The 11,008-nt window shown below is 64.1% G+C and carries 13 protein-coding genes; 8 read left to right on the top strand and 5 right to left on the bottom strand.

Annotated elements, in window-relative coordinates:
• A partial coding sequence (locus tag P7F60_RS25610) for a porin (protein ID WP_277920537.1) occupies nucleotides 1-278 on the top strand: 278 nt, incomplete at its 5' end.
• Nucleotides 279-374: 96 nt separating this feature from the next.
• On the opposite strand, the gene P7F60_RS25605 is transcribed toward P7F60_RS25610, so the two are convergent.
• Both P7F60_RS25605 and P7F60_RS25600 read right to left on the bottom strand, forming a co-directional pair.
• Nucleotides 375-989 (bottom strand): TetR family transcriptional regulator, encoded by a 615-nt coding sequence (locus P7F60_RS25605; protein WP_277920536.1) that lies wholly within the window; start codon nucleotides 987-989, stop codon nucleotides 375-377.
• Between the two features lie 128 nt (nucleotides 990-1,117).
• The gene (locus tag P7F60_RS25600) at nucleotides 1,118-1,768 is read right to left on the bottom strand and encodes a glutathione S-transferase family protein (protein WP_277920535.1); all 651 of its coding nucleotides are present in this window, start codon (nucleotides 1,766-1,768) and stop codon (nucleotides 1,118-1,120) included.
• A 192-nt stretch (nucleotides 1,769-1,960) separates the two neighbouring features.
• Between P7F60_RS25600 and P7F60_RS25595 the strand changes: the two genes are divergently transcribed.
• Nucleotides 1,961-2,113, top strand: coding sequence for a hypothetical protein (locus P7F60_RS25595; protein ID WP_277920534.1), 153 nt, complete (start codon nucleotides 1,961-1,963; stop codon nucleotides 2,111-2,113).
• A gap of 5 nt (nucleotides 2,114-2,118) precedes the next feature.
• Here the strand turns inward: P7F60_RS25595 and P7F60_RS25590 are convergent, their stop codons facing one another.
• From P7F60_RS25590 to P7F60_RS25580, 3 genes are read right to left on the bottom strand one after another with little or no spacing between them, the layout of a single operon-like run.
• On the bottom strand, nucleotides 2,119-3,144 hold the full coding sequence (locus P7F60_RS25590; protein ID WP_277920533.1) for an Ldh family oxidoreductase: 1,026 nt from the start codon (nucleotides 3,142-3,144) through the stop codon (nucleotides 2,119-2,121).
• Between the two features lie 19 nt (nucleotides 3,145-3,163).
• On the bottom strand, nucleotides 3,164-3,358 hold the full coding sequence (locus P7F60_RS25585; protein ID WP_277920532.1) for a 4-oxalocrotonate tautomerase family protein: 195 nt from the start codon (nucleotides 3,356-3,358) through the stop codon (nucleotides 3,164-3,166).
• A gap of 10 nt (nucleotides 3,359-3,368) precedes the next feature.
• Nucleotides 3,369-4,400 (bottom strand): proline racemase family protein, encoded by a 1,032-nt coding sequence (locus tag P7F60_RS25580; protein ID WP_277920531.1) that lies wholly within the window; start codon nucleotides 4,398-4,400, stop codon nucleotides 3,369-3,371.
• A 239-nt stretch (nucleotides 4,401-4,639) separates the two neighbouring features.
• Here P7F60_RS25580 and P7F60_RS25575 point away from each other — a divergent pair, with 239 nt between their 5' ends.
• The 6 genes from P7F60_RS25575 to P7F60_RS25550 all read left to right on the top strand — a co-directional run bounded on the left by P7F60_RS25575 (nucleotide 4,640) and on the right by P7F60_RS25550 (nucleotide 10,964).
• On the top strand, nucleotides 4,640-5,317 hold the full coding sequence (locus P7F60_RS25575) for a GntR family transcriptional regulator (RefSeq protein WP_277920530.1): 678 nt from the start codon (nucleotides 4,640-4,642) through the stop codon (nucleotides 5,315-5,317).
• A gap of 20 nt (nucleotides 5,318-5,337) precedes the next feature.
• A complete protein-coding gene (locus P7F60_RS25570) occupies nucleotides 5,338-6,018 on the top strand; it encodes a DUF2161 family putative PD-(D/E)XK-type phosphodiesterase (RefSeq protein ID WP_277920529.1) in 681 nt (226 codons plus the stop codon).
• Nucleotides 6,019-6,123: 105 nt separating this feature from the next.
• On the top strand, nucleotides 6,124-6,402 hold the full coding sequence (locus P7F60_RS25565) for a hypothetical protein (protein WP_277920528.1): 279 nt from the start codon (nucleotides 6,124-6,126) through the stop codon (nucleotides 6,400-6,402).
• 352 nt (nucleotides 6,403-6,754) lie between these two features.
• Nucleotides 6,755-8,368: a GMC family oxidoreductase gene (locus P7F60_RS25560; protein ID WP_277920527.1), complete on the top strand. Its 1,614-nt coding sequence runs from the start codon at nucleotides 6,755-6,757 to the stop codon at nucleotides 8,366-8,368.
• A gap of 408 nt (nucleotides 8,369-8,776) precedes the next feature.
• On the top strand, nucleotides 8,777-9,595 hold the full coding sequence (locus P7F60_RS25555) for an SDR family NAD(P)-dependent oxidoreductase (RefSeq protein ID WP_277920526.1): 819 nt from the start codon (nucleotides 8,777-8,779) through the stop codon (nucleotides 9,593-9,595).
• Nucleotides 9,596-9,662: 67 nt separating this feature from the next.
• A complete protein-coding gene (locus P7F60_RS25550) occupies nucleotides 9,663-10,964 on the top strand; it encodes an ABC transporter substrate-binding protein (RefSeq protein ID WP_277920525.1) in 1,302 nt (433 codons plus the stop codon).
• The last annotated feature ends 44 nt before the right edge of the window (nucleotides 10,965-11,008 follow it).

The raw sequence follows: 11,008 nt of genomic DNA, 5'->3' as shown, positions 1-11,008 counted from the left end.
CCGACGGCGACACCACCAACGCCTTCGCACCGGGCGACACCTACGGCCCGTGGGGCGACTGGGCTGTCTGGGGCGGCGTCGGCGGCAAGTTCTCCGACACGCTCGGCGCCAACCTGCAGCTCGCTTACACCGACAACGAAACCTTCGCCGCTGCCGCCAACCTGCAGTGGAACCCGGTTTCGAATCTCCTGATCCAGCCGGAAGTCACCTACACCAAGTGGGATTCGATCGACGAAGATCAGTGGAACGGCATGGTCCGCTTCCAGCGCACCTTCTGATCATCGGGTCTCGGCACCGAACGGACAAGGCGCGCAACCCCCGCGGTTGCGCGCCTTGTGGCGTCAGGAGAAGCCTTTTCGAGGACGTCGCTGCGCTCAAGCGCCGGGATTTTCCCAGATTTCGAAAAGCGATTTGAGAAGTAGCTGGCCATCGGGCACGAGATGAACGGTGCCGACCCCCAGTGCCCAACTGACGTAAATGCCGTCCACGGCGGCATAAAGCGCCGAGGCGGCGCTGTCGGCGTTCCAGGGCGGGGGCAGTCCGCAATCCCGTTCCACGGAGCGGAATATTCTCGCGAAAATCGCATGCAGCTCCTGCCGGAACGCCTTGCCGCAATCGGGATTGTTTTCAGCCAAGGCAATATCCAGCCGGATCATGCAGCGGCTCATGCCCTGCTGCCGCGGATCTTTCTGCAGCCGACAGAGCACCTCGAAGACGACGGAATTGAACCGTGAAAGCGACGCCTTTCCGGGGGAGGCGGCCATGTTTTCCGCCAGCTCTTCAAACGGTCTTATGGCCTGGTGGCGCAGTTCGAGAAGCAGCCCCTGCTTGTTCTTGAAATGCCAATGGATCGCACCCCGGGTCACGCCTGCCGCCGCCGCGATTTCATCGAGGCTGACATTGTCATAGCCATTGTCGAGAAACAGCTTCTGCGCCGCTTCCAGGATCTGGCGCGCCGTTTCCGCGGCGTCTTCCTTTGTTCGCCTCATGGAATTCCTCTTCCCATCCCCTCATAACCCGCCGCATAGTGTAGATGAAACGCTCACGATGCGTAAATCGCCGGAGGGATGGAAAGCAATTCGAATAGGACGAAGGTCGGCAGCGACACGATGCCCGGTCAATGGCCTTCGGCAGCGGTGAACACGGCGAGCTGATCCGCGAAGGCGCGGACATAGGCGGGGCGTGCTTCGCCCCGGGCGACATAGGCGGCGAGGGTCGGATAGCCGTCCACCAGGCCGGAGCTTTTCAGCCGCAGCAGCACCGAGATCATCATCAGGTCACCGGCGCTGAAGGCGCCGTCCAGCCAGTCTGCATCGCCGAGCCGGGCGGAGAGCGCGCCGAGCCGGATGCGGATACGGTCGTCGACGAGCGCCAGCCGCCGATCGTGCCAGCTCTCCTTCGCCTCCAGCAGAACGGCGTTGGCGCGGTCGAGGATCGGCGGCTCGACGGTGCCGATCGCGGCGAACATCCAGGCGATCGCCCGCGCCCGGGCATCGGCCTCCCGCGGCAACAGGCCGGCATGGTTTTCGGCGAGATGCAGCACGATGGCGCCGGATTCGAACAGGACCAGATCGCCTTCCTCATAGGTCGGGATTTGGCCGAAGGGATGACGGGCCAGATGCGCCGGCTCCTTCATTTCCTGAAACGACAGAAGCCGCATCTCATAGGGCTGGCCAACCTCCTCCAGCGCCCAGCGCACCCGCATGTCGCGCGCAAGGCCCCGGCCTCGGTCGGGCGATTTTTCGAATCCGGTCACGATAATCGTCATTGCTGTTCTCCATGGCCTGTCTTCTGGAAGACGGATGCCCGCGCAGGAATCCGACAGCCCCGCTCGAGATAATCTGCGCGGCCGGTTTAACGGGCCTGGGCATGCCCGTCACGGAGGAGATCGCGATCCCAAGATGGTCGAGGGCCGCACGGAAGAGCAGAAACGGGGCTTGCCGATGCGCGGACCCTGGCGATGGCATCGTCGCTCGGCTGCGGCGCAGACCTCGTCTCCCTTGCGATCGAGGACGTCAAGGATGCGGAGTGGATGGCCGAGGTTTACGGCCTTGACAGCCGGGGCCGCTCCGCGACGATCTACAGGATGCTGGTATACGGGCCCGAAGACTGACGGCCTTAACCCGCCGCCATGCGCACCAACGCATCCCGTTGTTCGACCGACAGGGAGATGCCCTCGCGTTCGGAGGCCTCGCGCGTCCGGTAGCGGCGATCGGAGGGCAGGCGCGCCTGGCCGGCGTGGCGGACGCTGTCGATCAGGTTTCGAACCCGTTCGGTGAAGACGGCATTGTTGCCGCGGGCGGGATCGATGACGATGATGACCTGCCCCGTCCTCGGGGTTTCCGCACCGGGATGGGCGGAGAAATCGACCTCCGACGAGAACTGGCCGCCGGTCAGCGCCGAAGCGAGGATCTCGACCATCAGCGAGATCGCCGCGCCCTTGTGGCCGCCGAAGGGCAGCAGCGCGCCGCCGTCGAGGATCTGTTTGGGATCGTCGGAAAGGGCGCCCGAGCGGTCGATGCCGGTTCCCGGCGGCACGCTGTGGCCGGCGCGGGCGGCAAGCCGCAGGTCGCCGTTCGACATGGCGCTGGTGGCGAAATCGAAGATCATCGGATGCGCCCCCGCCACCGGCGTGGCGAAGGCGAGCGGATTGGTGCCGAAGACGGGCTTGCGCCCGCCGGGCGGCGCGACGCAGGCAAGCCCCGTCACCATCGACAGCGCCACGAAGCCGGCTTCCGCCAGCGGCTCGAGATCGGGCCACAGCGCGCTGAAATGGTGCGACTCCCGGATGGCGACGACCGCCGCCCCCTGTTGGCGCACCATGTCGAGGGCATGGGGAAGCGCCGCCGCCCAGGCCGGCTGGGCAAAGCCGTTCCGCGCATCGACGCGCAGCAGGGCCGGGCCTGACCGCTCGAGGATGGGCACGGCCTTGCCATCGACCCAGCCGCTGTTTAGCGAGGCGACGTAGCCGGGAATGCGGAAAACCCCATGGCTCAACCCGCCGTCGCGCTCGCAACCGGCGCAATTGACGGCCAGAACCGCCGCATTGGCCTCGGATACGCCAGCCTTCACGAAGATCTTTTGCAAGGTCTCCACGAGGTCGGCAAAGGAAATCCGGGTCGTATCATGAGGTTTTTCAGGCATCGGCGTCGTTCCCTGGCCCTCAGATCTTGGCCGGGCTCCCCAGCGCCTCGCCGGCGACGAACCAGTCCTCGGGCTTCACCTCGGCGAACATGACCGTGGTCGCCTCCGGCTTGATGCCGGCCACCCTTTCAAGCGTCGCGGTGATCTCGCGCGCCAGTTCGGCCTTTTTCTCCGGGCTGCGCCCCGGAAACAGTTCGATTTTCACGAGCGGCATTTTTCTCTCCTCACACCAGTTTCGGCCATGTATCGGACAGCTTGTAGCCGCCCGGATAGGGGTCCGAGGGGTCGAGCATAAGCTGCGACGTGCCGGTAATCCATGCCCGGCCGGAAATCGAGGGGACGATCGCCTTGCGCCCCGCAACCGTCGTTTCGCGCACCACGGTGCCGATGAATTGCGAATCGATGATCGACACGCCGGTCAGCGTCTCGCCTTCGGCCAGCATGCCGCGGGCATTCAGGATCGCCATGCGGGCGGAAACGGCCGTGCCGGTCGGCGAACGGTCGATCTTGCCCGGCTGGATGGCGACCGCCTGTCGCGACAACAGCTTGCCGTCCTCGCGATAAAGCGGGCCGGCGAAGTTGCAGAACGAAATATGGTTCCAGCCGGTGTTTTCCGGATGGGAGAAACCGAGCTGTTCGTTGGCGGCCTTGGTGATGCGCATCCCGGTTTCGGCCAGCGCCCGCGCTTCGTCGGCGACCAGCTTGAAGCCGAGCTTTTCGGCATCGACAACGACAAAGCTGTCACCGCCATAGGCGGTGTCGACGGTCAGCTTGCCGAGCCCCGGCACATCCAGCTCTGCATCGAGCTTGTCGGCGAAGCTCGGGACATTGGTGACGGTGATCCGCTCCGCCTTGCCGTTGCGGCACTGCGCCACGACCTCGACCAGCCCGGCCGGCGCTTCCAGCACCATGCGGGTTTCGGGCTCGGTCATCGCGATGATGCCGCTGTCGAGCAGAACGGTCGAGACGCAGATCGAGTTGGAGCCCGACATCGGCGGCGTGTCTTCCGGCTCCATGATGATCCAGCCCATCTGCGCCTTCGGGTTCTTCGGCGGCACCAGCAGGTTGACGTGGCGGAAGACCCCGCCGCGCGGCTCGTTGAGCACGAAGTTGCGCAACGTCTCGTCGCTCGCGATCCAGCGCGACTGTTCCCAGAGGGTATCGCCGGGAGGCGGGGCGACGCCGCCGACGATCACATCGCCGACTTCGCCTTCGGCGTGGCAGGTCACCACATGGACGATCTTGGATGAGCGCATTGTTCTGTCCTTGCAGAGGGAGGAAGTTCTTGAGATGGTTCCCGATCGCGTTTTTCGCACTGACAATCGTAAACCGTATACGATATTCTCTAGTGACGGAAAACCTATAGGATCCATGAAGGGCGTCAAGGGCAGATTTCGGCGATTTGTCCAGCGGTCGCGCTCTTTTCGTCGAAGGCCTTGGAAGCGCCTGGCAAAATCGTCTACGATATTCCAACAGGCCGAGATCAGGAGTCGTCATGCCGCTTGAAACCGCGAAGGTGCCGAACCTCGGCAAGGCCCCGAGTGCATCCGACATCATCCTGACCTTCATCCGCGACGCCATTGCCGATGGATCGCTGGACCAGGGCGAGCCGATCCGCCAGGACGACGTGGCGCGCCTGTTCAACGTTAGCAAGATCCCCGTGCGCGAGGCGTTGAAGCGGCTGGAGGCCGAGGGGCTGGTGGAGTTCCACCGCAACCGCGGCGTTGTCGTCACCAGCGTTTCCGACCCGGAACTTGCGCAGATTTTCGAGGTGCGCGCCATTCTCGAATCCTCGGCGATCAAGCTGTCCATCCCCAACATGCGTGAGGAGACCCTGGCACGCGCGCTGGAATTCTGCGAGAGATTTGCGCGGGAAACGGATGTCGCCCGCTGGTCGGAGCTGAACTGGCAATTCCATAGCTGCCTCTACGAGGACGCCGAACGTCCCTTCCTCGTCAGCACCATCCGTTCGGTCAACGATCGGCTGGAGCGCTTCTTGCGCATTCAGCTCGCTCTTTCTCAGGGCAAGGAAATCGCCGACCGGGAGCATCGCGAGATCCTTGACTCCTGCCGGGCGCGCGACGTCGAGCGCGCCGGAACCCTCGTCTTCGAGCATATCATGGGCGCCTGCCGCTCGCTGCTGGAGCACCTGCCGCGCATCCGGACGCGGTGAGGGCAGGAGAGGCGCCGGCCATGGAAACATCGCTTTATCTGCCCGTCAAAGGCTTTCTCGAAAAGGCGGGGTATGTCGTCAAGGGCGAGGTCGGCGGTTGCGACCTCGTCGGCCTCAGCGAGGACGATCCGCCGGTCGTTGTGGTCTGCGAGCTCAAGCTCAGCTTCAATCTCGAACTGATCCTGCAGGCCGTCGACCGGGCGACGGTGTCGGACGAGGTGTGGATTGCCGCGCGCATTTCGGCCCGGGGCAGGGGCCGCGAGGCGGACAGGCGTTACCGCGATCTCTGCCGCCGGCTCGGCGTCGGCATGCTCGGCGTTTCCGATGCGGGCGATGTCGATGTCATCGTCGCCTCGGTTTCGCCGATGCCGCGCACCAATCCAAAACGGCGCTCGCGTCTGATGCGAGAGCACCGCAACCGGCGCGGCGATCCGGCGCTCGGCGGCGGCACGCGCGCGCCGCTGATGACCGCCTATCGCCAGCAGGCGCTTGGATGTGCGGCCGCGCTGGCGGCGGGGCCGTTGCGCCTGCGCGACGTCCGGGCAACGGTGGCGGAAGCGGAGAAGATCCTGCCGTCGAACGTCTATGGCTGGTTCGAGCGGCTCGACCGCGGCATCTACGGTTTGACGGATGCCGGACGCGCGGCGCTGGAGCGCTGGCCGCAGCCTCCCGGTCCAACGTCCCAAGAGGTTTCGGACTGAAGTCCGATGCGGAACCATCATTGCGCTTCGCGTGTTCTCCCGGTGCCTGGAACCTTGATGGACAGATCAGAGCATCTCGGGACCGGAATCAAACAGGAGAAGACGATGAAACGCTTTATTTTTGTCATTCTGGCGAGCCTCGCCGGCGCAAGCACCATGAGCGCCGTTCCGGTCAAGGCCCAGTCACTCACCATCACCACCGACGATGGCGGCAGCTACGAACGGGCTGACTACCGCGATCGCCGCTGGCACCGCCACGAACGCCATGAAATGCGCCGCGAGCGGGAACGTCGCCATATGCGCCACGCCAATTGCCGCACCAAGCGCGTCGAAATGGTTCGTCACGGTCGCGTGATCGTCAAGGAAACTCGCGTCTGTCGCTGATTTGCCATTTCCTCCCTCCCTTTCGGGAGGGATCCCGCCTTGGGAACCGGCGGTGTATTTCGGCAGGCATAATCCATGAGTTCCACCTTCAGGATGTCGATGAAGAATGCGAGATAGGTGGGCAGCGGCCCCGCCTGGGGCGAACACCCAGATCACCCAATTGCTGAGGATGTAAAGAAGGTCGGGCCGCTCCGATCGCCCCCGCTATCGACATAGTCCACCGGATCGCGGTCTTGCCGGCCGCTCCAATCGCCGCTACGGGTTGTCAAGGGCTTTTGCACAAGCGATGCGGTCGCTCCGGCGGCTTTTCCTGGATGCAAAGTCTTTGAGGAGAAGTGGAGGGGGCATGTCCATGAGTGAGTCACCGCTGGATGAAGGCGTTTACGATTTTATCGTCGTGGGCGCCGGATCGGCCGGCTGTGTGCTCGCAAACCGGCTTTCGGCGGATCCGAAAAACCGGGTGTTGCTGCTCGAGGCCGGCGGCTCGGATCGCTATCACTGGGTGCATGTGCCGATCGGCTATCTCTACTGCATGGGCAATCCGCGCACCGACTGGATGATGAAGACGGCGGCGGAGGCCGGCCTTAACGGCCGCGCCTTGAACTATCCGCGTGGCAAGGTTCTGGGCGGCTGCTCTTCCATCAATGGCATGATCTATATGCGCGGGCAGGCCGCCGATTACGATGCCTGGCGGCAGGCGGGCAATGCCGGCTGGGGTTGGGACGATGTTCTGCCATGGTTCCTGAAGTCTGAGGACAATTATCGCGGCCGATCGGCCCTGCACGGCGCCGGCGGCGAATGGCGCGTCGAGCGGCAGCGATTGTCCTGGCCGATCCTCGATGCATTTCGCGATGCGGCCGAGGAACTCGGCATCCCCAAGACCGAGGACTTCAACGGGGGCGACAATGAGGGATCCGGTTATTTCGAGGTCAACCAGAAGGGCGGCCTGCGCTGGAACACGACCAAGGCCTTCCTGCGCCCGGCGATGAAGCGGCCGAACCTGCGCGTGTTGACCGGCGCGGAGACCGAGCGGCTGGAATTCGACGGCAAGGCGGCAGCCGGCGTGCGTTTCCGCCGCGCTGGCCGCGCCTGCATGGCGCGCGCCACACGCGAGGTGGTGCTGGCGGCCGGCGCGATCAACTCGCCGAAACTCCTGGAACTGTCAGGTGTCGGCCGGCCGGAAGTCCTTTCGGCGCTTGGCATTCCCATTCATCATGCGCTGCCCGGCGTCGGCGAAAACCTGCAGGACCACCTGCAGATCCGCACCGTCTTCAAGATCGAGGGCGCACGCACATTGAACCAGATCTATCACAATCTCTTCAGCCGCGCCGGCATGGGCCTGCAATATGCAATCCGCCGGTCCGGCCCCCTCTCCATGGCCCCGAGTCAGCTGGGCATTTTCGCCAGGAGCGATCCGGCGGTGGCGACGGCGGATCTCGAATATCACGTCCAGCCGCTTAGCACCGACCGGCTGGGCGAACCCCTGCATCGCTATCCCGCTGTAACCGTTTCGGTCTGCAATCTGCGCCCGGAAAGTCGCGGCACCGTGCATGTGACGACGCAGGATGTCACGGCGGCCCCGGAAATCCGGCCCAACTACCTCTCGACGCCGGGCGACCGGCTGCTGGCGGTCCGCGCCATCCGCCATGCGCGTCGATTGATGGAAACCCAGGCGATCTCCCGTTTCCGTCCGCAGGAGATGCTTCCCGGACGGGAATACCAGAGCGACGAAGACCTCATTCGCCGCGCCGGCGATATCGCCACGACGATCTTCCACCCCGTCGGCACCTGCAAGATGGGAAGCGATCCGATGGCGGTGGTGGATTCGGTGTTGCGCGTGCACGGGCTGGAAAAGTTGCGCGTCGTCGATGCCTCGATCATGCCGACGATCGTTTCGGGCAACACCAATTCGCCCGTCATCATGATTGCCGAGAAAGCAGCCGAGGCTATTTTACGCGCAGAGTGATAATTCTCGCAGCGCATCCCGTCCGAACCCAAGCCGGCAATGCGCCGGCGGCGGTGCAAGCCGCCTATGTGAGCTTGGCCGTTCCCGCGCGATGACGCGGTTGTAATGTCGATGAACGCCCTGCCGTCTGGCGACTGCCGACGTAGAACTTGGCCTGTTTTACCGCGGCCGGAGCTTATCCCGGCCGTGAGCGTGGCCGCATCGTGTTGCAGGTCCGTCGCCGCGTTTCGAAGACGATTTCCACCGCTATCTCGATCTCTCCCGCAACTGCTCGCAAGCCGTGATTCGTCACGGGCCACTTCGCGGGAAGGGCGCTGACTGCATAGCATTTCGATATATTAATCTCGCGAGAAATCATCAAACCGCTGGCGGAAGGCTGTTAGCTTTGCCATGGGAGGAAGGGCAGACATGGCGAATTTACAGGAGATGTTCGACGTTCGCGGCAAGTCCGTCATCGTTACGGGTGGCGCCAGCGGCATAGGACGCGCCTATGCGGAAGTGATGGCCGAACATGGCGCACGCGTGTGCATTTTCGATCTGAATTCCGCCCAGCTCGACGCGGTCGTGGCCGAACTGGGGCGCAACGGCGCACAGGTCTGGGGCCAGGCTGTCGACGTTGCCGACCGCCTGCGTATGGCGGAGGCGTTCGACGCGGTCGCGCAGCGCCATGGACGCATCGACGTCGTCTTCGCCAATGCCGGCATCGATGCCGGCCCCGGTTTTCTGTCGACGACCGGCGAGCGCATTCCTGACGGCGCCATCGACGTGCTCGATGATCATCATTGGGACCGGGTGATCGAAGTCAATCTGACATCGGTCTATACGACGGTAAAACATGCCGCGCGCCACATGAAGGCGACCGGAGGCGGCCGCATCATCGTCACATCCTCGATCGCCGGCCAGATCAACGAAGCGATCGTCGGAACGCCCTACATGCCGGCCAAGGCCGGCGTCGATCACTTCGTTCGACAGATGGCGATGGAACTCGGCGTCTTCGGCATCCTTGTCAACTGCATTTCGCCCGGTCCGTTCATGACCAACATTGCCGGCGGCCGTCTGAAGATACCGGCGGATCGCAAGGCATTCGAAGAGCAGTCGCTGATCGGCAGGATCGGCGACCCCGAGGACATCAAGGGCCTTGCCCTCTACCTGGCCTCGCCGTGCTCGTCCTATGTCACGGGGAGCCAGATGGTCATCGACGGGGGCTCGATGCACCGCATCAAATGACCCGATGGCGGCCGGCAGGAGCGGCCGATCATCATGGCATGACATGTTCGACCACAGGGAGGAGACTATGGTGGACCTGAACGGATTCTCATACCCGTCGCGCCGCACGGTGCTGAAGGGCATCGGCGCTTCGGTTGCTGCTTCGGCGCTCAGTGCGCCGCTGGTGGCGCGCGCGCAATCCGCCGGCACGATCAAGCTGGGCTTCGTGACCCCGGCGACGGGGCCGCTGGCGCTGTTCGGTGAAACGGACGGCTGGGCGCTGGCCAAGGTCAAGGAAGCGCTGAAGAACGGCATCGACACGCCCGCCGGCCATTTCGACATCGAGATCCTGATGCGCGACAGCCAGTCCGACCCGAACCGGGCGGCGGAGGTGGCCGGGGACCTGATCCTCAATCAGGAGGTGCACATGGTGCTGCCGGCCTCGACGACGGATACGGTCAGCCCCGCGGCGGATCAGGCCGAGCTTTACGAATGCCCCTGCCTTTCGACCGGCGCGCCCTGGCAGGCGGTCATCTTTCCGCGTGGCGGCAAGGACAAGCCGTTCAACTGGACCTACCATTTCTTCTGGGGCCTTGACGAGGCGCTCAACACCTTCGTCGGCCTGTGGAACACCCTCGACACCAATCGCAAGGTCGGCATGCTGTTTCCGCAGAACGCCGACGGCGAGACCTGGGGCAACAACGACTACGGTCTCCCCGCGCCGACGCAGAAAGCCGGCTTCGAGATCACCGTTCCCGGCTTCTTCCAGCCGCGCACCAACGATTATACCGCCCAGATCAACGCCTTCAAGCAGGCCGGCTGCGAGATCATCGGCGGCATCACTTATCCCGACGACCTGAAGACCTTCGTCAATCAGTGCGCCCAGCAGGGCTACAAGCCGAAGGCGGTGACGGTGGCTGCGGCGCTGCTTTTCCCCTCCGGCGTGCAGGCGATGGGGCCGCTCGGCGACGGCATGTCCTCGGAAGTGTGGTGGACGCCGGCATTCCCGTTCAAGTCCACGATCGACGGCTCGACGAGCCGCGAGATCGCCGATCGTTGGGAAGGCGAAACCAAGAAGCAGTGGACGCAGCCGCTGGGTTATAGCCACGCGCTCTTCGAGGTCGCGCTCGATGTGTTGAAGCGCGCCTCGAACCCGTTGGATCGCGGCTCCATTCGCGATGCTCTCGTGGCGACCAAGCTCCAGACCGTCGTCGGTCCGGTCGATTTTTCTTCCGGTCCGCACAAGAACGTCTCGACCACACCCATCTTCGGCGGGCAGTGGGTCAAGGGCGAGAAATGGCCTTATGACCTGAAGATCGTCGACAATGCCGTCAGCAAGCTCTTCGAACCCGAACAGAAGATGAAGATCATGCCCTGGTCGGCGGCCTGACGAGGTCGCCGGAAGCGCCTTGCTCGACGCATCGAGCCGGCGAC

The organism is Rhizobium sp. YJ-22 (genome assembly GCF_029601685.1).
GTDB lineage: Bacteria > Pseudomonadota > Alphaproteobacteria > Rhizobiales > Rhizobiaceae > Metarhizobium.
The sequence above is the reverse complement of the archived record's forward strand: the minus strand, read 5'-3'. Positions and strand labels throughout refer to the sequence as shown.

Coding starts and splice junctions, on each gene's coding strand:
- P7F60_RS25595 (WP_277920534.1), top strand. CDS start 1,961: ATGGCATCGTCGCTCGGCTGCGGCGCAGACCTCGTCTCCCTTGCGATC.
- P7F60_RS25565 (WP_277920528.1), top strand. CDS start 6,124: ATGAAACGCTTTATTTTTGTCATTCTGGCGAGCCTCGCCGGCGCAAGC.
- P7F60_RS25600 (WP_277920535.1), bottom strand. CDS start 1,768: ATGACGATTATCGTGACCGGATTCGAAAAATCGCCCGACCGAGGCCGG.
- P7F60_RS25550 (WP_277920525.1), top strand. CDS start 9,663: ATGGTGGACCTGAACGGATTCTCATACCCGTCGCGCCGCACGGTGCTG.
- P7F60_RS25570 (WP_277920529.1), top strand. CDS start 5,338: ATGGAAACATCGCTTTATCTGCCCGTCAAAGGCTTTCTCGAAAAGGCG.
- P7F60_RS25555 (WP_277920526.1), top strand. CDS start 8,777: ATGGCGAATTTACAGGAGATGTTCGACGTTCGCGGCAAGTCCGTCATC.
- P7F60_RS25580 (WP_277920531.1), bottom strand. CDS start 4,400: ATGCGCTCATCCAAGATCGTCCATGTGGTGACCTGCCACGCCGAAGGC.
- P7F60_RS25605 (WP_277920536.1), bottom strand. CDS start 989: ATGAGGCGAACAAAGGAAGACGCCGCGGAAACGGCGCGCCAGATCCTG.
- P7F60_RS25575 (WP_277920530.1), top strand. CDS start 4,640: ATGCCGCTTGAAACCGCGAAGGTGCCGAACCTCGGCAAGGCCCCGAGT.
- P7F60_RS25590 (WP_277920533.1), bottom strand. CDS start 3,144: ATGCCTGAAAAACCTCATGATACGACCCGGATTTCCTTTGCCGACCTC.
- P7F60_RS25560 (WP_277920527.1), top strand. CDS start 6,755: ATGAGTGAGTCACCGCTGGATGAAGGCGTTTACGATTTTATCGTCGTG.
- P7F60_RS25585 (WP_277920532.1), bottom strand. CDS start 3,358: ATGCCGCTCGTGAAAATCGAACTGTTTCCGGGGCGCAGCCCGGAGAAA.